The sequence below is a fragment of the Pseudomonas graminis genome (assembly GCF_001705435.1).
In the GTDB taxonomy this organism is placed as follows: Bacteria; Pseudomonadota; Gammaproteobacteria; order Pseudomonadales; family Pseudomonadaceae; genus Aquipseudomonas; species Aquipseudomonas graminis_B.
In genome coordinates, this window is the sequence record NZ_MDEN01000069.1 from 382,826 (window position 1) to 401,391 (window position 18,566).

Below are 18,566 nucleotides of genomic sequence, written 5' to 3' on the forward strand. Positions count from 1 at the left end.
CCGGGAATCATGGACGGGGACGTGAGGGGGGAAATGCCGTTTTCGAGGATTTTGCGGCTGCGGACTGAATCGCTCTAAATGTTGGTGCAGAAGTTGAATGCAATGTTGCTGCAACAGTTAGAAGGTCAAATTGATGCCGTCGAATTCAGCCAGGAGAACCATCGTGTCGGTTATCGGAAAATGGGCGTTGCAGGGTGTCGTGGTATTCCTTTTCGCATGGCTGGCGACGGTGGCCGCTCAATGGTCGGGCAGCGTCGTGCACACGACGAGCAGCGACCGACTCGCCGCTCTCAGCAGCATGCGCCTGACCACCGAATCGGTCGCCACCAGCATCAATAAACAGACCCAGGGTGGGGCAGTGGTGGTGGGGTCGTTGTCGGAAGGTAACGAATAAAGGGCAGCGGCTGGGAAGATTGGAAGCGGTAAGCGGCTGGAGGACCGGACCTGAAAGGTCCGGTTCTTGTTTTTCCGTGCAGAGTTTGTCCTGGGGAAAAAATTTCTCTAGTATCCCGCCATGGCTACCGTACATAACAATCGCAACTGGAAGATCAAAATCTATCCGGACGACCACGCCCCACCCCATTTCCACGTCCAGACCCTGGCGGGGAGTCGCTCGTGCAAATTGATGGCTTAAGGGTCTTAGGCAAGGGCGCTGAGGGGAAGGCGCTGAAAGAAGCGCTGCAGTGGGCCAGGAGTCATACCCGCGACTTATGGCGGATCTGGTATGAGCAGAATCGGAGGACTTGAGACATGACCAGCAAATTACGCATCGCCGCTGCGCAACCTGTCGCGAACAGCCGCTCATTGATACTCGACTGGAACAACGGCAAGCGTCATACCGTAGATTTATCCGCCTACATCGACCAATTTGAAGCGCTGACGCCGCTGAAGGATGAAACGCTATTCGGCCAAGTGACTTTGGGTGATTGGGGGTTCGACGTGTCGTGGGGCAATGACATCGAGCTGTCTGCGTCGACGCTTCACCGGCTCGCGCTGGAGCTGGCCGGTGAAGTCATGCCGACGCGGGACTTCAAACAGTGGATGGCAAAGAACAACCTTTCGCTCTCGGCAGCGGCCATCGAGCTGGGCTTTACGCGTCGAACCATTACTGCTTATAGCAGCGGTGCTGCACTTATCCCCAAGCACGTAGCTTTGGCCTGTCGGGGTTGGGAATATGAGCATTCACCGCGCTAACCCTCAGCTCTTCTTCAACTCCAGCGCTTCCTTCAATCGCGCCACCGGCACGGCCAGTGTCGGATCGCCCAGCGGGTGGGTGGTGGCGTTGAAAAATGTCAGCTCGATGTTCTGCCCTTCAAACAGTTCGCTGTAGCGGCGTTTCTGGTGCTGGATGAAGGCGTCACTGCGCGGCAGCACCGAGATGGCGATGGATTTGGGGCGGGCCTGGAGAATGGCGTTCAGGATGTGTCGATCCTGCTTGCCCAGCGAGTGGCCGAAGACGCACAGCGCGCCCTGATGCTGCGCCAGTTGGGCGTGGCAAAACGACAGATAGTCCGAGCCGCGAATGATCTTCATCTTTTCGTCGCTGCGGCCCTCGCAGACAAACAGCGGCACATCCTCCAGCGCGTTGATCGCGAAACTGCCCAGCAGCGTGCTTTCCGAGGACATCAGCTTGCGCGCCGTACCGTCGAAATTCTTCACCAGGTGCATGCCGCCGTGCAGATACAAGACGCGGGTGGCGTGGCTGTCGGTGCGGTGCAGGTTGAACATCGCATCGTCGTCGAACAGATCATCGAATGGCTGCGCGCCATGCATCGCCGCCCAGTACGCCAGCAGGTCGTAGTTGGTGGAATACACCGTCTGGTAGCGGCTCAGGGCGTCGCTGATCCTGGCGATGGTGGCCGCTTCCATCAGCCGCCACGGGATATGCGCCGAGCGGATGCCGTGAATCAGGGCTTCCTTGATCGCAAAATAGCGGTTGCGTGGCGATGACGAACCAATCGTCAGCGCCGCATTGACCCGCATGGCGACTTTCAAGCCGCTGAGCACCGGCTCGAAATTTTCCGTTTCCATGGATTTGAACAGCGCCAGCTCGGTGGCGCTCAGGGGTTTGTTGCGCGTGGTCTGCGCCAGCTCGAACAGCGAGTCATAGGCGAAGTTCTTCCATACGGCAAGACTGGCGCCGTTGCCCAGCAGCAGTCCCGAGCAGGGAGTGGCGGCTTGCAGGGTGTTCCAGTCGGCCAGTTCGGCATCAAAATCCGTGAATTCCATCATCTCGCTTCGCTTTCAGGTGAGCAGGTACTGACCGGACGCCAGAACGGAGGGGACTTATAGAAACCCAGGTCGGCGTTGTCAACGCAGCATCCCGGCTTCGAGCATTCTTGGCAGGGCACCGCTGGTCTCGGTAACGTCTATAGAGTGAATGGCGGGTGTAAGGTTTTATCCGACAACCCACAACACTCTCTTGAATGAGGGGAGATCGCCATGCATACCGCAATGCTCAGCAAGACGCATTTCAACGGCTACGATGTGATCAACGTGAACAACGGTCCTTGGCGGGTCTGCACCCATCACGACCGACTAGGCTCGTTCTCCACTCGCGAAGAAGCCATGGCGTTCGCGGCCTCCTTGCCGGCTTATCAAGAGCGAACGGCGTTGGCACCTGCGACTAAAGCGCACTAATAACGCTGTTTATCGCTAGTTGAGCTCTGGCTTTGCCGGAGCTCAATCAGGCGGATGGCAACTCGTGAACTGCACTATCCGTTCGCGAAGTTTCATGCAGGCTGCACGATTCCGTATTTCACGTCTTTTGCTAACTGTTTGATTCTTTGCGCTTTTTGATACTCCGCTTTTTCGGCACGCTCGATGCAACACTCATCACGAACCAGCAGGGTCGGCACTTAGATCGACCCGCCTACCGTGATCTAGAGGAAATCTGTATGAACGCCATCGAACTGTTGAAAGCCGACCATGAACGCGTAAAGGCCATCTTGACCCAACTGAGTGAGTCCACTGAGCGCGGTGTTAAAAAGCGCACGGACTTGCTGGCCAAGCTGGAAATGGAAATCACCATCCACACCAAGATCGAAGAAGAAATTCTTTATCCGGCTTTCAAAGAGGCGGGCGGTAAAGAGCAGGACATCATGTACTACGAAGCCAAGGAAGAGCACCGCACTGTCGATGCCCTTGTGCTGCCGGACCTCAAGCAAACTGACCCTGCCACCCCGGAGTTCTCCGGTCGTGTGAAAGTGGTCAAAGAGCTGCTGGAGCACCACATCGAGGAAGAAGAGGAAGAGATGTTCCCGCAAGCTGAAAAGTTGCTGGGCGAGAAACAGCTGGAAGAGCTGGGCGCGCAGATGGAAGCGATGCGGGCCGAGTACAAGAAGTCCATGGCGTCGCCGAGCATTGCGGCGTAGGCGGTAATGGAATGAACAAGCCCGGATTTTTCCGGGCTTTTTTGTGGGTGATGGTTTTAATGTCGGTCAGCTGGGTGGAGCTTTTTCCAGCCGCCTGGCTTCGATCAAGCCTGCTGCAGCACTTTCAGTGCGGCTGATGCCAGAAATCCTGATCGGCTTTTCACTTCCGGATGATGTTTAACGTGCTCGTCGATCCGGGTGATCAGGTGGGCCGGTAAGGTAATGTTGAGTTTTTCAGCTTTTCCCAGGTATTTGGTGATGTCTATGTCCACCAGCGCCCAGATGCAGCCCTCAAAGTCAGCCTTGGTCTGATGCACGGTCACCTTCTGAGCTGAGGGAATGGCTGCGCCGTCTTCAGCCAGGATCTCAAGATGGCTTTCAATGGCTTCACGAGCCATGGCCATGGCGTCATCCAGATCGTCACCGGCTGAGAAGCAGCCAGGGATATCTGGAACCTCGACACCCCATGCGTGCTGAGCATCGCCAGGAAGAATCGCGATTGGATAGAGCACTTGGTGTTCTCCTCGGACTTGAGTGATAGCCCGTTCGTTAGAGTTGAGCTTGTCTCATGACGCTGCTTACAAGCTTGCTCAGCAGATCTTTCTTCGGATGAGGGATCGTCACCAGCCCCGTTTTTGTGGGGTGTTTGAAATGGTGATGACTGCCCTTGATCCGTACCAGATACCAACCATCAGCTTCAATGTAAGCAATCAGCTGTCGGCTATTCACATGACCTCCATGTTCGGATCTGCGGTGGTTATCATAACCACCAGTTGATTGTTGTCAAAGCGGTTAGCTACCGAGCCGCCGGGTGGTGGATTGGCATTTCAGACGCGGAGGGAGTCTGACGCACTGCACTGGGAGATTGGCGGAGCATGAGAAAGCGGATGTTTCAATCAGGTACGGCCTTTTCCCGGCTGAAGCCTGTCCTACATTGGGATTGCATGCATTCAGCGGAGTGGCGGTGGACCTCATTGTAGGACCGGCTTTAGCGGGGAAAGCGTCAGCCGGCACGCTGCAGAACTGACGACGAACCCACTTGCCTCTTCCCGGCTAAAGCCAGTCCCACAAAAAAAGCGCCAGCTTTGTATACCCGTGTATCCAGACCCCTTGCCGATACGTGCTGACTGAAAGCTCCCCCCTCAGCGACACACTGCAGATACGTGCAGCGCATTCAATGATTCACAACGAAGGGCGGGGCCAGGCTTTGGCTATCCCGGGCAGATCGCCGACCATGAATGCACACTGAGGAAACACCCCATGAACAGAATCAACGCGTCATTGCTGCTAAGCGTTTTTACGGCGGGCGCCCTGGCGCTGGGCGTTGCCAGTGCGGCGCAGGCTGCCCCGGTGAAGAACATCGTGTTGGTCCACGGCGCCTTTGTGAACGGCTCGGGATGGAAGCCGGTCTACGAGATCCTGCGCAAGGACGGGTACAACGTCTCGATCGCTGAACACCCACTGACGTCGTTCGCCGATGACGTGACGGCGGTCAAGCGCATCGTTGACCAGCAGGATGGCCCGACGATTCTGGTCGGTCACAGTTATGGCGGCGCGATCATCACGGACGTCGGCAATGACGCGCACGTCGTGGGCTTGGTGTACATCGCCGCTCACGCGCTGGATCAGGGTGAAACCGAAGCGCAGAACGGCAAATTATTTCCTAACGCCACCAAGGCGGTGAAGCAAACCGCTGACGGTTTCCTGTCCCTTGACCCGGCGTTCTACCCGGCGGATTTCGCGGCTGACCTGCACAAGGCTCAGGCTGAGTTCGAAGCCATTTCCCAGGAGCCGACCGCTGCGTCGGTATTCACCACGCCCGCTGGGGTGCCTGCCTGGAAAACCAAACCTAGCTGGTACGCAGTGGCCGGGGCGGACCGGATCATCAACCCGGACCTTGAACGCATGTACGCCAAGCGGGCCAACAGCCACACCATCGAGATCAAAGGCGCCAGTCACTCGGTGTACCAGTCCCGTCCGCAGGAAGTGGCCGCGTTGATCGAACAGGCAGCCACTCACGCGGCGGAGTGATGTGTCGCCTTCATAACTGACCCCTAACCCCAGGATCGTCAACGATTGCTCTGGGAATCAAGCGACTTCGACAACGTCCGAGCCGCTTATCAGATGCGACGGCATCGGCTGCAATTGCCCCACCATGGGCTTGGCAAACAGGTAGCCCTGCATCAGTTCGACGCCCAGGCCCAGCAAGGCGTCGCGCTCTTCGCAGGTCTCGATGCCTTCGGCGACCACGGTGATACCCAGACGCTTCGAAACCAGCACAATCCCTTCAACAATCGCTTGACGTACACCGTCCCGGTCGATATCACGGGTGAGCGCCATGTCGATTTTCAGCACCTGTGGCTGAAACATCGCCAGCATGTTGAGGCCGGAATAACCTGATCCGAAGTCATCTATAGCGGTGGTGAAACCTTGCCGCGCGTACTCTTCAAAAATCGACTTGAGATGATTCGGGTCTTCGACGCGCTCGCCTTCGGTGACCTCGAACATCAGCCGATCCACCGGGAAGTCGAACGTCCGAGACGCTTCAAGGGTTGCGCGAATGCAGGTTTCCGCCCGATACACCGCTTTGGGCAGGAAGTTGATACTCAGCTTGCAGTCTGGAATCGCGGGAAGGCCCAACTGGGTAGCGAGCTCGATGGCCCGCACCCGGCATGCCTGATCGAACCGGTACCGGTTACCGTCGTTGACCTGACCCAGAATGAACGCAGCGGACTCGCCGTTGACACCTCGTACCAGCGCCTCGTAAGCGAAGGGCGCGCCCGTGGTGACGTTGAAAATAGGCTGAAAAGCCATGGTGAAGTCGAATCCCAGCGCTTCAAGGTTTCGGCATTCAGCGCAGCCAATGGATTCGAAGGTTGCCAGGGGAATGTGTTGCATGATCGTCACTGCCTTGAGATTTGGTCGGTCGATCTGTGGATTTCGAGCGACTGGTTTCTCTGTATCGGCAGCGTCGGTGAAAACTTTGCTGCGGATTTTCAGCAGGGGATCAGCGGTAGCGAAGTCGATGCGTGAGAGGGGGGGCGGCCTGTCTCGGACTTTTAGAAGGCGAGGGCAATAGGCGAGGTTGATTCTGAGAGAGGGAGGGGCTGAAAGGCCCGGAAACACTGGGGGAGATGGAGCGGGTAGAGGGAATCGAACCCTTATAGGACAAGACTTTAGGAAACTGTGTATGTGTGTAGCCATACCTACATCTTGGAATGGAACATTAGCGTGTATATGTGTATATGAGGTAGGCTATTTCCAGGGCCTCCTTCAAATTGACTATCGCTACAGCCTGGCTCCGGTGTCGGCTCACATGTGAGTAAGGGACTCGGATAAAGGCCAATTCGCCTGCACCCTGAATGCACCGCCTCTTCAGGCGCCACCTACCTACCATTCTGTTTCGATGGTGGCGACTGCGGCCCAAAAAAGGGGGCGATAGGTCACCGACGGCGCGGGATGTGGGGATGGCTTTGCGGAGAGGGTGAGAGCTGGTCGAGTGTTCCATTAACCGAGCTTGATCGCGCACCGATTGGTGCGCGGGATTCGATTTCTTAGGATCGATCAGACTGACTCCGGAGGCACCTATTCTAGTGCTTCTGGTGACCCCAAATACATCGGTTCACCAGAAGTGACGAAGCCCGGCAACCATTCTTCATCTGTTTCCTCATTGGGCGTATATCGATAACTGGAGGTCGAAAATATCACCTGGCCATTGTGTCTCGCTGCGACAGTCCGCAATTCCTGGACGTACGAGTCAAGGTGCTCATTTGGAATATCCTGCTGTTTAGGCGTGTCTAGAATGAGTACTCTGAACGGTGACAGTGGGTCGATGAGGCAAATTTCAAACAGCGCAGCATGGTAGGCCAGGACAGTCCTGGTTTTTGAACTGCCCTTGAAGATGTCCAGCTTTTCCTCTCCCATGGTTGGCTTCAGATAGGAATCAACGGTCACCAACTGAGGTATGGTTCTCGCATGCAGAATGCCGAGCCATTTCGTCATGCCTTCGGAAAGGCGCAGCCGCAGTCGTACAATCTCAGATGACTGCTCTTGCGTTCGTTGCAAGGATTCATAGAGGGTAAGGGCTCGATCACGACGTTCGATGAGTTTTGCATGCTGGGCATTCTGGTCATCGACTTTTTTGTACTTTTCTTTTTCCTGTTGCAGTTCGAAAAGATCAGTCGTGGTACGACTGATTGCTTCGATGAAGGCCTCTACCCCCGATTCTCGCTCAGCAAGCGTTCTCTGGTGAGTCAAGTCTTCAATCTGCTTTTCCACAGTAGTCCTGGCGGTATGGACGGCTTCAGCTAGCTGCATATTCGCTGCCGTAGATATTTCTAAATCTTTAATCTGGTCTTTGAGATAGAGAAGGCTTTTGCCATAGGACTCAGCACTGGCCATGAACATGCCGCAGTTTGGGGTGCTGCATAACTCGGAGAAGAGGACAAATGTCCGTCTTGCATCTTCGTTTAAACTGAGTGTCTCGATCTCACTTTCAATTTCTTGCTTAATGGTGTTGAATCCAGAAATCTTGGATTCCAAAAGATTTTGCTGCTGTAGAAGCTGTCTGAGTTGATTTTGACGTTCGAGAAAAATTTCATCTAAGCTGGAGATGGCCTCACTTTTTATATTTTTGGAGTGTTTTAGACTCTGCATGCGCTCTTTGGCGGCGGTTATAAGCTTCTCAACACTTTCTATGTTTCTTTTGGGAAGTGGTAGGTCTTGCTGGAGTCTCTCAAGCAGTTTACGACTCGCGACAACGCTGGTGTGCAGGTGGTCAATTTCTTTGCGGACGTCAATTGATTTTCGTTTTTTGTCGTAAATATTCAAAGCTGGCAGTTTGTTGATCAAACGTACCATTTCTGTATATTGGTCTTTGATAAAATTTTGTCGTGGCGAATAAAAGTCAGAGTACCCCTTGTCTTGGTCTAAATAGAATAGGGGTATCAGTCCAGTGAAATAGGGGGGTGTGGGAGTTCCGCTAGATGTAATCAAGCGGTCTGTTTTTATACCTAGCTCTTTAAAAATAAAACTAGAAAGATCTTCATCATTGTAAAAGCGGTCAACCGTTTTCTCATTTTCTCTGATGGTGACATCGAATTTTTCGGCGATGACGCGCTCAAATGAAAACAGCCTTGTGCCTATATTAATGGTTAGTCTAGCGAGTCGGCAGTTTTGGGTAATGTCCGCCCTAAACTTTATGTCGAGGCCTAAGCAAAAGAGGATCGACATTATAAGCGGAGTTTTACCGCTTTCGTTGATTGCATAAAGTTGAGTGATAACTTCGCCAAACCTTAGCTCACCCGAACCCCAACCTGATGGGCCATTAGGTATAATTTCAAGAGTTTCAAATCTCATGAAGCTTCGCCTCTTCTGCGTTTTCCTTACAAATGTTCCGATAGGCCCGCTGAGCGGTCAGCAGAAATAAACATAGTTTCGTGTTCTCTTCTGTAAGCTTGTCTAGGATTTTACGTCCAGAGGTGGTGGTCTCAACTCTGTAGGTGTTTTTGTTAACCTTTACAAACTCGGCGGTCTCCAGAAAGGTGAGCGCGCGCACCGTCCGGATTCTTAGGTTTGCTGACCACCCCAACTCTTGACTAGAACCCTTGAAAGTCGACAGGCTCTGCTCGAAACACATGCCAACAAACATGCCTATCTCATCGGCCCTAGGCTTCGAACTGCCTTTGCCGAGTAGCATGATCGTCAGCGCAATCAAAGGCATGTGAAACAAGCTTTCATTTTGTAAAGCGTCTTTCCGAGAACGTGGCGCACTGTGTGTAATGAATCCATCTGCCTCTTCGCTGGCGATATTAATAGCTTCTAATATGCTCATGAGACCTCTCCTCTAACCAACTCGGATAACACTGCCCCAAGGGTTAGTTCGAGAGTGATGTCCTCACGGCAAAGCTGTACTTTGAGTGCGGCATTGAGGGTTCTTACTTCAAGTGTAAGGTCTGGCATTTTTATTGTGCCCCATGCCAGTTTTCGAGCAGATTCAATTATCATTTCAGTGGCTACTGTCATGAGAAAGTCAGGAAGCTCGTGGCGATGTATACGATGCCAGCTTTCCCATTGGCATTTGTATCCAGCAAATGTGTCGACGGTGTTTGCTGAAAACCCTGACCTCAAAAGCATTTTTTGAAGAATAGATGCGGATTTTAGTGCTTTCTCATCCCCACCAGCTCGCAGCATCTCGTAGGTAGACTTTGTGATAGAAAGCGTATTAAGCACGTCATCTATGCAAATGCTCGCAAAGCTGTCCAAATCCTTTTCTTGAATGTTGAAGTTGAGTACGCCAGATGATTTTTCTTCAATGCAGGACAAAAGTTGAATGATGATCTTTTTTACTTCGTCAGGCGTGAGGTTTATTTCGCTGTATCGGAATATCTTACTAGAAGCTAGTGACACAAAGAGCTCGTCATCTTCGTCAAGGATGCTGTGTCTAGGCTCTATCTTCAAATGTGATAAAAACTCAATAACGTCTTGCTGATCCTTGCCGTCTAAACTTAATATTAGCTTCTTAGTCTCTGCGATGAGAGCAGATGTGTGGTCTCCGATGGTGCCTTTTTGTTCGATTTCGGCGATGATGGCTTCTACTTCATCATCGAAGTTTATATTTGTCTTGATCTCGATAGAGTGACAGCTATCCCCAAAGTTTTCGATATGCAGCAGAAGTTTTCCTGCAAAGCTGTCGGGCAATGCATGCTCCGGGTTTTTCTTTGGTCGTTTTTTTAAGCCAAATACTTCGAGTATGGTGTAGCGATAATTAAGTTGGGATTTTGTTTTGACTTGGACGAATCGGTACTGTGCCTTTGAGTCTGTGACGTATTTTACGACATAGTCTTCATGGTAGTCGCAGTAAATTCTCTCAATGTCTTTGTTCTCTAGTAAGGCCAGGCTTTCAATTGTAGCAGCCCTGAACTGAGCGCGAAAACGATTAATCGTGTCTCTACCTGATTGCTCTCGGGTGGCTACTTCATGTAATTTCATTTAAAACACCGATGAATATCGTTGGGGGCGGTGCCATCCGATATAGGCTTGATCTGGCGTTGGTAACAAGAATTGACTATTTCATAAAAAACTTGAAAACAATCGCGCGTAGTCGCTGAGCGTACGGCCAGCGGAGCGCTGGTGATGGCCACGATCTTCAAATCGCACTGAACGAGTGCTGAGGCCTTCACGGCGCGTGAGGCTGATTCAGAATACAGATAACGAGGGGAGGCTTCGAAATGTGTCGGCCTCAGTTCTATTACGGTTCGCGATGTCACAGCTGCCGTCCTGGCTAGGTAATAGTGGCCAAAAGATGGCGCCTAGATTAACCGGTTCTCGATAGGTGGGGAAGATGGTCATGACTTTGGTCGAATTACCCAGGAGAGCATTCAGCCTTCGCCCATGAGCCTTCAACGGCAAACAGATCGTCCTACGTTCTAATGGGATCAAGCGCAAAAGATGAATGCACTCATCCATCATGGTATGGCCTGTCCGCCCATCAGCCGATCAAGCGAGCTAGCCTGACTAATTTATAAATTCCAAAGATCTGCGACGGTCGATTTTGCGAGCTTCAGCCTCTGAGCCGCTTCACGCTGGGTCATGCCTGCAGCTTTGCACTCCTGGACGGCCTCAAGCCGCTTCTGGCGCTCGTGAACTCGGCTGACCATCGCTCCGTTTTTGACCTGGCGATCCAATGCATCAAAACCACCCGCCACTTCAAAAGCGTCCAGCTCAGATTGCACAACCTGCAAGATATTGGAGGCGGCTTGATCAGAACTCGAAACAGCTCCGAGCACCATGAGAGTGATGGGGTGTATTCCGACGGCTTGAGCGATCTCATCAAGCTTGCCGAGCGTAACGTCCGACTTGCCTTGCTCGATGCGATAGACAAACTTCCGATCAGCAGCTTCCCCAAGATCGCTCTGCGCGAGTCCTCGTATGGCCCTGACTGCTCTGAGAGCGGCAGCCAAGCCTGCGCGATTCGACATTGGGTTTCCTCAAAAGTGAGGATGTAGCCATGTTGCACTGCCCGGAACTACGGTCTATATTGCCCATTCCGGGCACGGCTATTGCCTTGTCGATGGTTTCTGCCGTCCGGTCGCTGAAAGCGCTGAGCCTTCGCGGGTGCATGGTTTCGCTATGAAATATCAATAATCACCTAAATCGAGTTTAGCCGCATGCGACTGTATGTCGTCTCAGACCTTCACAACGAATTTCATCTCTTCCATCCGCCAGCCCTTGATCCCGCTGTCGACTTGGTCATCCTTGGCGGTGATATCGATAAAAAGGCAAGGGGTGTGAAATGGGCCAATGAGACATTCAGTTGCCAAGTCGCGTATGTCTGCGGTAACCATGAGTTCTATGACGGGCATATCGACCGCACGCTGCAGAAGATGAGAGACGCTGCCGAGCCTCACGTCCATGTGCTCGAAAATGACCTCGTCATCCTCAATGACATTCGGATCTTGGGCACGACCGGATGGACTGATTTCAGCTCTACTGGCAGTCAAGTTGCAGCGACAGCGATGGCTTGGGAGCGTATGAACGACTTCAACTATATCCGCATCGATGCAGGGTATCGACGTTTGAGGCCGGCTGATCTAATCGTCCGAAATCACATGGCCAGAGCCTGGTTGGCGCAGGAGCTCGCGAAGCCGTTTCAGGGGAAGACTATCGTGGTCACTCACCATTCCCCGTCCTCGGCAGTAGTCGGAGGCAAGCACGAGGGGAATCTCAATGCCGCCTATACAAACGACTGGCCCGAGTTAATTCAGGAGGCTGATCTCTGGATCTTTGGGCACACCCACGAATTTGTCGACGTGGAGTTGGCGGGTTGCCGAGTTGTTTCAAATCCTCGTGGCTACCCCAATGAATCAACGGGCTTTGATCCCTTTTTTGAGATTGAAATCTGAGGAGCGCATGTGCTTTGAAATCAAACGTTATTCGTCTCACAGGCTGCGAGTCCCATCGTAGCGGAGCGCAGGGGCATTCGCCGCCGAGCGAGGTTGCTCAGGCGAAGTCTCAGGAATGGGGCGTCTTTGTAGATGCGTATCTCGTGGATGCTGCACGCGTCGGCAATCGTTACGCAGCTACCGTCTATTGTGATCAGTCGGGCTCGCCCGATGGGGCGACTGTGGCGACTCCCCCGGTACGGGAAATTTCGAAGAAAGGGGGCTTCGCGCTGCTTCAAACCATCGATGCTCAAGATCATTACGTCATAGCCTCGGAGCACGTTACCCCGGGGTGTGACTAATGGCGACCGTCGTAGATTGGCCGCCACAGGTTCTGGCTGCAGCTGCCTTGAAATTCACCACGCCAGTAGGTGCATTCTTGTGGATGCCGGAGGTTGAATTCCCGTGTCTGGTCGGTCGGGTGTTTATGGATCTGAGCAGTAGATTTCAGGACGGACGTATGATCCGTACGTCACAGATCATACGACTGCAGGAAGAGCGGGGCTGGACGATAGCCATCACGTTTTCGGGCAGTTACTACTTACTGGTTCATGAAGGGGAAAATCCCTTTCTGGGACAGACCAGGCTTTTTCGGTCGAACCCTGGTGACGCTGTTAGCAATTTGCATTGAGTCAGCTGTGCGTCCGTGGTCGGTCGGTACGTGATCGACTCTAAGGCCCCAGACATGAGCAATCTTTGTCGTGGGACGGCTTCCGACAGGTCAGGTAAACCACGCTTCGGACGGATTTAATGAAGAAGGAGCAACCATGCAGGACTTTGATATCCGGCAAATGATCGGCCCGAGCTCAGTCATGACAGCAAGTCAAATCGAGCTTGATGAGGCAATTCGAGTTACTCACCAGAAATTCCCAGGCCGTAGCTTTTGTATACCGGGCGAATGGGTATGGCTCGACCTAGAAGCCCCCGATCTCGTTGTTGAAGAGCTAAACGTCGAAGGAAAAAAACCGATGATGTTGCTGGTCTTCGACACGCTGTACGACAGCTCGACGTCGGCTAAGTCGCAATGGTTTCGTACGACGCCTTTGGTTGATTTTACTGACGGAATGTTTTTCCTGACTGAGAACAAAATCTACGTGTTGCTTGGGCGTGGACGTCGAACATCCATGACCCTTTCCGCTGCAGTGCGGTTGTTTTGAAAGGTATGGGAGGTCATGGGTAATGACTCTGTCCACGGTTACCGACATGAGGCTAGCTGAATGATTAATGCCGTGGTGCTCGATGCATTCGGAACAATTCTTCGAATCGATCACCCAACAAACCCCTATAGGGAGCTCATCAGGGAGGGGCGTCGGCAGGGCATCGCTTCAGGTTCAGAAAGCCTTGGCCTTGTCATGACGAAAAACCTGGCGATCGACGAGATGGCTTCATTTCTAGGCATAGCGCTAACGCCATTGCAAAGGGAGAAAATGAGCCAAGCATTAGAGCTGGAGCTCTCGTCTATCAGACCTTTTTCTGACGCCTTGGAGGCCATCCCCCGCCTGCTGGATGCAGGGCTGAAAGTGGGCGTCTGTTCAAATCTAGCCAGCCCTTACGGGCCGGTCGTCAGGCGGTTATTCCCAAAACTGCATGGCTATGCATACAGCTATGAGCTAGGTCTGATGAAACCTAATCCCGCTATCTACCAAGCGGTTTGCGCTCACATGGGGATAGAGCCGGGTCATTATCTGGACGAGAGAAAAGGTGGGGTTGTCATGACTGGAGACTCTAAACGATGTGATCAAGATGGCCCGAGGTCGGTCGGGATAATGGGCCTTCACTTAGATCGTACGGGTCGAGGGTCGATCAATGACCTCCTGCAGTTCGCCGAACTGGTAATAGACCATAACCTCAAATTTAGCTCGGTCAGTTGATGGAGAGCAGCATTGCAGGTTTCTGGCAACTGAGATCGAGGGCGCCAGCAGCGTTGTTCGTTACGTATGCCTGGCTACGATTAGGTTGTACGCGCCGAGTCTGGGCGCTGGGCGACGTGCATAGAGTTTGCCGGTGAATACCGTCTATATGATCGGTGCTGCTTTGGGGTCATTGCCAGCCTGGCTCAGCACTAACTTCATGATGGCCGCCCGATCCCTGAAGTGACTGCGCAAGGTGACAGGTATCTAGCTTCCAACTGATCTGTATCTGACTTTCAGCTTGGCAAAGGGAGGCTGCCTCGCATGCTCAGGCGCCGTGCATCGGGGGCGCTGGAGCTTTCGATCAGGACACCTACGCAAGAAGCCTTCTCCACATCGGGGAAATCATCGACGATCAGACAGCTTTTTTGGTTCCACGCCAGCATCGAGGTGATCGGTTTGAATTGGATTGCATTTAGGTCGTAAGATCGAGTCGCCCAACCTGCATGGAGTCATTACCTTGCCGAACGTATTTTTCTCCTACTGCCATGCAGACGAGGGGTTGCGAGACCAGCTCGAAAAACAGCTGTCCATGCTGAAGCGTCAGGGTGTTATCGAGACCTGGCATGATCGGCGAATCAATGCTGGCCAAGAGATTGATGCTGCCATTGATGAGCACATCAATACCGACGAGATTATTCTGCTGTTGGTTAGCCCCGATTTCATTGCATCCGACTACTGCTACAACGTCGAAATGACTCGTGCCATGGAACGGCATGACGCGAAGCAGGCGATTGTCATTCCCGTAATCCTGCGGGCCTGCGATTGGCACTATGCTCCATTCGGTAAGCTGCTCGGCACCCCCTCGGACGGAAAGCCAGTAACCCTCTGGGCTGATCGGGATGAGGCATTCCTGCAGGTAGCGAAGGAAGTTCGCAAGGCAGCTGAACAATGGCGAACCGATAAACCTGTGGCGCCTCTGAGAAGCGTACGCCCCGATTATGCGATGCCAGTTGCAGCAGCCCTTAGTCCCAGCCCGGGGCCGCGTTCCAGCAACCTTAGGTTAGCCAAGTCCTTTACCCAACTCGATAAGGATCAGTTCCAACTTGAATCTTTCGAGTATATAGCTCGCTACTTTGAGAATTCGCTGGCGGAGCTGCAGGCTCGAAACGAGGGATACCAAGGCGTCTTCCGCCGGATTGATGGAAACCGTTTCTCTGCGACCATTTACAAAGATGGACGAGACATAGCCAAGGCTTCTGTCTTCGTCGGCGGCCAGCTGGGAGCTGGCATCTATTACAGTCAAGGCGATTCGTTCAGCGGTGGCTCCTTCAATGAGGCCCTTCACGTCGAATCAGACGACCAAATCCTTTACTGGCGGACTATGGGGATGGCGTCGTTTCGCAGCCCGAAAGACCAGAAGCTGTCTCAAGAAGGCGCCGCCGAGGCGCTTTGGGACATTGTCATCTCGCCTCTTCAGCGAAGTCGTTGAAGCCCAAGTGGAGCGTCTATGTGTTCTCCGCATTGGCCTAGCCAAGCCGGGGTAAACGACATAGTCGATATCCGTGCACCTCGGCTGGGCCCTATGCGAGCAGGCCTAGCCGTGACCAAAAAACTCAATGACCTCTTGTTTGTTTACCTTCTGCGGACACTCGTAGGATAACTCTCATTTGGAACCACATAGTGGCCAGTCGTAAATGGGAGAGGATGTCCCGCCTGCGTTGCGACTTGGTCAAGTAACGATGGCGCAGAGCCTTTGATCCCCAGCTTGAGGATAGCCGCGTTTCTCAGATTCCGGGGGCTGCGCTGAGGGGGAATAAGTTGAGCATCCTTTTCCCACGATCGAAAAATCTGCAATAGCTCATCCTAGTTCTTAAGGATGATCCTCGGAGGTCAGGTGACGCGCGACAATAAGCCAAGACAGCTTACGGCCCAAGAGTTCGAGCTAATGATGGGCGAGCTAGATACAGCTCAGTAACCGTCCGGTGATGTCACCTACCGAAATCCAGCATTAAGGGCGATGGTGTCCGCGTATTTTAAGCGGACGCGATCACCCTTATCGCCAGGATTTCCATGCGCCAACGAAGCTCTTACCCCAAACCATTCAAAGCCCAGGTCGTCCAGGAATGCTTGCAACCCGGAGCGACAATTTCCAGCGTAGCCATCCATCACGGCATCAATGCTAACGTGATCCGCAAGTGGCTACCGGCTTACCGGGATCAATCGCCTGTAACCTTGCCGGCTTTCGTTCCGGTAAAAACGGTACCAAGGCGAGCAACAGAAGAGATGGTGATCATCTCGCTGCCTCTGGGTGATAAATCCATCACCGTAAAATGGCCAGCCTCGGATCCGGACGGCTGCGCCTGTTTGATTCGTGGCCTGGCCCAATGATTCGCGTCGATGCCATCTGGCTCGCCACCGAGCCTATGGACATGCGCGCCGGCACTGAGACTGCGCTGGCCCGAGTGGTCGCGGTATTCGGTGCGGCGAAGCCGCACTGCGCTTACCTTTTTGCAAACCGCCGGGCCAACCGCATGAAAGTCCTGGTGCACGACGGCGTCGGTATCTGGCTGGCGGCACGGCGTTTGAATCAAGGAAAATTTCATTGGCCGGTCATCCGTCGCGGGGCGGAAGTCGAACTCGACCCCGAACAACTCCAGGCGCTGGTACTGGGATTACCCTGGCAAAGAGTCGGTGCGGGCGGCGCAATTACATTGCTTTAAATGCTGCCTTTTAGCTGAAGCAGTCGGGCTGCTTTGGTAAAATCCAGCCCATGACTTCCTTGCCCGATCTCGACCAAATGACCCCCGAACAACTGCGCGCACTGGCTGCGCAATTGATGTCCAAGGTCGATACTATGGGCCGAAAGATCCATCGCGATGAAACGATCATTGAGCAGCTCACTCACGAGATCGCCATCCTTAAACGGCACAAGTTCGCCAAGCGCAGCGAGCAGATCAGCCCGGCGCAGGGCAGCCTGCTCGATGACCTGCTCAATACCGACCTAGAAGCCATCGAGGCGGAGTTAAAAGCCCTTCATCCCGCACCTGCGCAGGAAGAGCCACGCCAGCAACCCAAGCGTGCGCCGTTGCCACCGCAGTTCCCCCGCACTGTAGTCCATCACGAGCCGGACAACACCCAGTGCGCATGCGGCTGCCAGCTTCAGCGCATCGGTGAAGACGTCAGCGAAAAGCTGGACTACACACCGGGCGTGTTCACCGTCGAACAGCATGTGCGTGGGAAATGGGCCTGCCGGCAGTGCGAAACACTGATCCAGGCCCCGGTACCCCCACAGGTGATCGACAAGGGTATTCCCACTGCCGGCCTGCTGGCGCACGTGATGGTAGCCAAGTTCGCCGACCACCTGCCGCTGTATCGACAGGAAAAGATCTTCGGCCGTGCCGGCCTGGCTATACCACGTTCGACCCTGGCGCAGTGGGTGGGCCAAACCGGCGTACAGCTTCAGCCGCTGGTCGATGCATTGCGCGAAGTGGTGCTGGCCCAGCGCGTGGTTCACGCCGATGAAAAGCCGGTACAAATGCTGGCGCCCGGCGAGAAGAAAACCCACCGCGCTTATGTCTGGGCCTACAGCACTACGCCATTCTCGGCCCTCAAGGCCGTGGTCTACGACTTCAGCCCCAGCCGTGCCGGTGAACACGCACGCAACTTCCTGGGCACCTGGAACGGCAAGCTGGTCTGTGACGACTTCGCAGGCTACAAGGCTAGCTTCGAGCTGGGCATCACCGAAATCGGCTGCATGGCCCATGCACGCCGTAAGTTCTTTGACTTGCATGTAGCCAACAAAAGCCAATTGGCAGAGCAGGCGCTTCACTCGATTGGCGGGCTTTACGAAGTCGAGCGACACGCCAAGGAAATGAGCGACGAAGACCGTTGGCGATTACGCCAGGAAACAGCGGTGCCCATCGCTGGAAAACTGCATGAGTGGATGCTGGCCCAACGTGAACTTGTGCCCGACGGCTCAGCCACGGCCAAGGCCCTGGATTACAGCCTCAAACGCTGGGTAGCGCTCGCGCTACCTGGCAGATGGTGCTGTGCCCATCGACAACAACCAGATCGAGAACTTGATCCGGCCTTGGGCGCTTGGGCGCTCGAACTGGTTATTTGCAGGGTCGCTGCGCAGCGGCAAGCGGGCGGCGGCGATCATGAGCCTGATCCAGTCGGCGCGCATCAATGGGCATGATCCGTATGCTTATCTCAAGGATGTGCTGACGCGGTTGCCGACGCAGCGGGCCAGCGAGATCGAGCAGCTGCTGCCGCATCAGTGGATGCCTGCCTGATCTGTGCAAGGTTTGTTTGCTGGCCGCTTACATTGCATGGACTTAACCAGGGCAAGGGACTCGCCTTGACCAGTAGAAATCGGCTGAAGCAGACACTTGAAT

The 18,566-nt window shown here is 53.9% G+C and carries 21 protein-coding genes and 1 pseudogene; 13 read left to right on the top strand and 9 right to left on the bottom strand.

Annotated features, from left to right (window positions below; translation table 11 throughout):
* The first annotated feature begins 163 nt into the window (after nt 1-163).
* Together BBI10_RS23865 and BBI10_RS23870 are read left to right on the top strand one after the other, a co-directional pair.
* Entirely contained in the window at nt 164-394 is a 231-nt protein-coding gene (locus tag BBI10_RS23865; RefSeq protein ID WP_065992324.1) for a hypothetical protein, read from the top strand.
* A gap of 356 nt (nt 395-750) precedes the next feature.
* Nucleotides 751-1,194, top strand: coding sequence for a DUF2442 domain-containing protein (locus BBI10_RS23870; protein ID WP_065992326.1), 444 nt, complete (start codon nt 751-753; stop codon nt 1,192-1,194).
* A 3-nt stretch (nt 1,195-1,197) separates the two neighbouring features.
* Here the strand turns inward: BBI10_RS23870 and BBI10_RS23875 are convergent, their stop codons facing one another.
* A complete protein-coding gene (locus tag BBI10_RS23875) occupies nt 1,198-2,232 on the bottom strand; it encodes a DUF4917 family protein (protein ID WP_065992328.1) in 1,035 nt (344 codons plus the stop codon).
* A gap of 210 nt (nt 2,233-2,442) precedes the next feature.
* Between BBI10_RS23875 and BBI10_RS23880 the strand changes: the two genes are divergently transcribed.
* Nucleotides 2,443-2,640 (top strand): SPOR domain-containing protein, encoded by a 198-nt coding sequence (locus tag BBI10_RS23880; protein WP_065992330.1) that lies wholly within the window; start codon nt 2,443-2,445, stop codon nt 2,638-2,640.
* A 92-nt stretch (nt 2,641-2,732) separates the two neighbouring features.
* On the opposite strand, the gene BBI10_RS28270 is transcribed toward BBI10_RS23880, so the two are convergent.
* Nucleotides 2,733-2,858 carry a hypothetical protein gene (locus BBI10_RS28270; protein WP_279615269.1) on the bottom strand — a complete coding sequence of 42 codons (126 nt, stop codon included), beginning with the start codon at nt 2,856-2,858 and terminating at the stop codon, nt 2,733-2,735.
* A gap of 39 nt (nt 2,859-2,897) precedes the next feature.
* Between BBI10_RS28270 and BBI10_RS23885 the strand changes: the two genes are divergently transcribed.
* Nucleotides 2,898-3,374 carry a hemerythrin domain-containing protein gene (locus BBI10_RS23885; protein ID WP_065992331.1) on the top strand — a complete coding sequence of 159 codons (477 nt, stop codon included), beginning with the start codon at nt 2,898-2,900 and terminating at the stop codon, nt 3,372-3,374.
* Between the two features lie 104 nt (nt 3,375-3,478).
* On the opposite strand, the gene BBI10_RS23890 is transcribed toward BBI10_RS23885, so the two are convergent.
* On the bottom strand, nt 3,479-3,886 hold the full coding sequence (locus BBI10_RS23890) for a type II toxin-antitoxin system HicB family antitoxin (protein WP_065992332.1): 408 nt from the start codon (nt 3,884-3,886) through the stop codon (nt 3,479-3,481).
* A 37-nt stretch (nt 3,887-3,923) separates the two neighbouring features.
* Nucleotides 3,924-4,103 (bottom strand): type II toxin-antitoxin system HicA family toxin, encoded by a 180-nt coding sequence (locus tag BBI10_RS26875; protein WP_083233249.1) that lies wholly within the window; start codon nt 4,101-4,103, stop codon nt 3,924-3,926.
* A gap of 531 nt (nt 4,104-4,634) precedes the next feature.
* On the opposite strand from BBI10_RS26875, the gene BBI10_RS23900 reads away from it, so the two are divergent.
* Nucleotides 4,635-5,405, top strand: coding sequence for an alpha/beta hydrolase (locus BBI10_RS23900; protein WP_065992336.1), 771 nt, complete (start codon nt 4,635-4,637; stop codon nt 5,403-5,405).
* Nucleotides 5,406-5,462: 57 nt separating this feature from the next.
* On the opposite strand, the gene BBI10_RS23905 is transcribed toward BBI10_RS23900, so the two are convergent.
* Nucleotides 5,463-6,272, bottom strand: coding sequence for an EAL domain-containing protein (locus tag BBI10_RS23905; protein ID WP_083233250.1), 810 nt, complete (start codon nt 6,270-6,272; stop codon nt 5,463-5,465).
* Here BBI10_RS23905 and BBI10_RS27645 point away from each other — a divergent pair.
* Nucleotides 6,267-6,407, top strand: a complete 141-nt coding sequence (locus tag BBI10_RS27645) for a hypothetical protein (protein WP_167355829.1) — start codon at nt 6,267-6,269, stop codon at nt 6,405-6,407. The genes BBI10_RS23905 and BBI10_RS27645 overlap by 6 nt on opposite strands.
* A 552-nt stretch (nt 6,408-6,959) precedes the next feature.
* Here BBI10_RS27645 and BBI10_RS28125 read toward each other — a convergent pair.
* The 4 genes from BBI10_RS28125 to BBI10_RS23925 form a co-directional block, all read right to left on the bottom strand.
* Nucleotides 6,960-8,732 carry a hypothetical protein gene (locus tag BBI10_RS28125; protein ID WP_226506881.1) on the bottom strand — a complete coding sequence of 591 codons (1,773 nt, stop codon included), beginning with the start codon at nt 8,730-8,732 and terminating at the stop codon, nt 6,960-6,962.
* Entirely contained in the window at nt 8,722-9,207 is a 486-nt protein-coding gene (locus BBI10_RS23915; protein ID WP_065992339.1) for a hypothetical protein, read from the bottom strand. Before BBI10_RS23915 ends, BBI10_RS28125 begins: the two co-directional genes overlap by 11 nt.
* A complete protein-coding gene (locus tag BBI10_RS23920; protein ID WP_065992341.1) occupies nt 9,204-10,364 on the bottom strand; it encodes a dsDNA nuclease domain-containing protein in 1,161 nt (386 codons plus the stop codon). Before BBI10_RS23920 ends, BBI10_RS23915 begins: the two co-directional genes overlap by 4 nt.
* A 530-nt stretch (nt 10,365-10,894) precedes the next feature.
* Nucleotides 10,895-11,353, bottom strand: a complete 459-nt coding sequence (locus tag BBI10_RS23925) for a helix-turn-helix domain-containing protein (RefSeq protein ID WP_065992342.1) — start codon at nt 11,351-11,353, stop codon at nt 10,895-10,897.
* Nucleotides 11,354-11,542: 189 nt separating this feature from the next.
* Between BBI10_RS23925 and BBI10_RS23930 the strand changes: the two genes are divergently transcribed.
* The 7 genes and pseudogenes from BBI10_RS23930 (at nt 11,543) to tnpC (ending at nt 18,464) form a co-directional block, all read left to right on the top strand.
* A complete protein-coding gene (locus BBI10_RS23930) occupies nt 11,543-12,277 on the top strand; it encodes a metallophosphoesterase (protein WP_065992343.1) in 735 nt (244 codons plus the stop codon).
* Between the two features lie 806 nt (nt 12,278-13,083).
* Complete coding sequence (locus BBI10_RS23940; RefSeq protein ID WP_065992345.1) at nt 13,084-13,473, top strand: DUF6957 family protein; 390 nt, start codon at nt 13,084-13,086, stop codon at nt 13,471-13,473.
* A gap of 60 nt (nt 13,474-13,533) precedes the next feature.
* Complete coding sequence (locus tag BBI10_RS23945; RefSeq protein WP_065992346.1) at nt 13,534-14,187, top strand: HAD family hydrolase; 654 nt, start codon at nt 13,534-13,536, stop codon at nt 14,185-14,187.
* A gap of 499 nt (nt 14,188-14,686) precedes the next feature.
* Complete coding sequence (locus tag BBI10_RS23950) at nt 14,687-15,658, top strand: TIR domain-containing protein (protein WP_065992348.1); 972 nt, start codon at nt 14,687-14,689, stop codon at nt 15,656-15,658.
* A gap of 581 nt (nt 15,659-16,239) precedes the next feature.
* Nucleotides 16,240-16,557, top strand: coding sequence for an IS66-like element accessory protein TnpA (tnpA, locus tag BBI10_RS23955; protein WP_065992351.1), 318 nt, complete (start codon nt 16,240-16,242; stop codon nt 16,555-16,557).
* Nucleotides 16,554-16,889, top strand: coding sequence for an IS66 family insertion sequence element accessory protein TnpB (gene tnpB / locus BBI10_RS28135; protein WP_065992353.1), 336 nt, complete (start codon nt 16,554-16,556; stop codon nt 16,887-16,889). The genes tnpA and tnpB overlap by 4 nt, the downstream gene beginning before the upstream one ends.
* A 50-nt stretch (nt 16,890-16,939) precedes the next feature.
* Nucleotides 16,940-18,464 (top strand): annotated as a pseudogene (tnpC, locus tag BBI10_RS23965) (IS66 family transposase).
* The last annotated feature ends 102 nt before the right edge of the window (nt 18,465-18,566 follow it).

What these genes read in the sequence shown, in the direction of transcription:
- BBI10_RS23870 (WP_065992326.1), top strand. Translation starts at nt 751, where the DNA reads ATGACCAGCAAATTACGCATCGCCGCTGCGCAACCTGTCGCGAACAGC.
- BBI10_RS23875 (WP_065992328.1), bottom strand. Translation starts at nt 2,232, where the DNA reads ATGATGGAATTCACGGATTTTGATGCCGAACTGGCCGACTGGAACACC.
- BBI10_RS23880 (WP_065992330.1), top strand. Translation starts at nt 2,443, where the DNA reads ATGCATACCGCAATGCTCAGCAAGACGCATTTCAACGGCTACGATGTG.
- BBI10_RS23885 (WP_065992331.1), top strand. Translation starts at nt 2,898, where the DNA reads ATGAACGCCATCGAACTGTTGAAAGCCGACCATGAACGCGTAAAGGCC.
- BBI10_RS23900 (WP_065992336.1), top strand. Translation starts at nt 4,635, where the DNA reads ATGAACAGAATCAACGCGTCATTGCTGCTAAGCGTTTTTACGGCGGGC.
- BBI10_RS23905 (WP_083233250.1), bottom strand. Translation starts at nt 6,272, where the DNA reads ATGCAACACATTCCCCTGGCAACCTTCGAATCCATTGGCTGCGCTGAA.
- BBI10_RS28125 (WP_226506881.1), bottom strand. Translation starts at nt 8,732, where the DNA reads ATGAGATTTGAAACTCTTGAAATTATACCTAATGGCCCATCAGGTTGG.
- BBI10_RS23915 (WP_065992339.1), bottom strand. Translation starts at nt 9,207, where the DNA reads ATGAGCATATTAGAAGCTATTAATATCGCCAGCGAAGAGGCAGATGGA.
- BBI10_RS23920 (WP_065992341.1), bottom strand. Translation starts at nt 10,364, where the DNA reads ATGAAATTACATGAAGTAGCCACCCGAGAGCAATCAGGTAGAGACACG.
- BBI10_RS23925 (WP_065992342.1), bottom strand. Translation starts at nt 11,353, where the DNA reads ATGTCGAATCGCGCAGGCTTGGCTGCCGCTCTCAGAGCAGTCAGGGCC.
- BBI10_RS23930 (WP_065992343.1), top strand. Translation starts at nt 11,543, where the DNA reads ATGCGACTGTATGTCGTCTCAGACCTTCACAACGAATTTCATCTCTTC.
- BBI10_RS23940 (WP_065992345.1), top strand. Translation starts at nt 13,084, where the DNA reads ATGCAGGACTTTGATATCCGGCAAATGATCGGCCCGAGCTCAGTCATG.
- BBI10_RS23945 (WP_065992346.1), top strand. Translation starts at nt 13,534, where the DNA reads ATGATTAATGCCGTGGTGCTCGATGCATTCGGAACAATTCTTCGAATC.
- tnpA (WP_065992351.1), top strand. Translation starts at nt 16,240, where the DNA reads ATGCGCCAACGAAGCTCTTACCCCAAACCATTCAAAGCCCAGGTCGTC.
- tnpB (WP_065992353.1), top strand. Translation starts at nt 16,554, where the DNA reads ATGATTCGCGTCGATGCCATCTGGCTCGCCACCGAGCCTATGGACATG.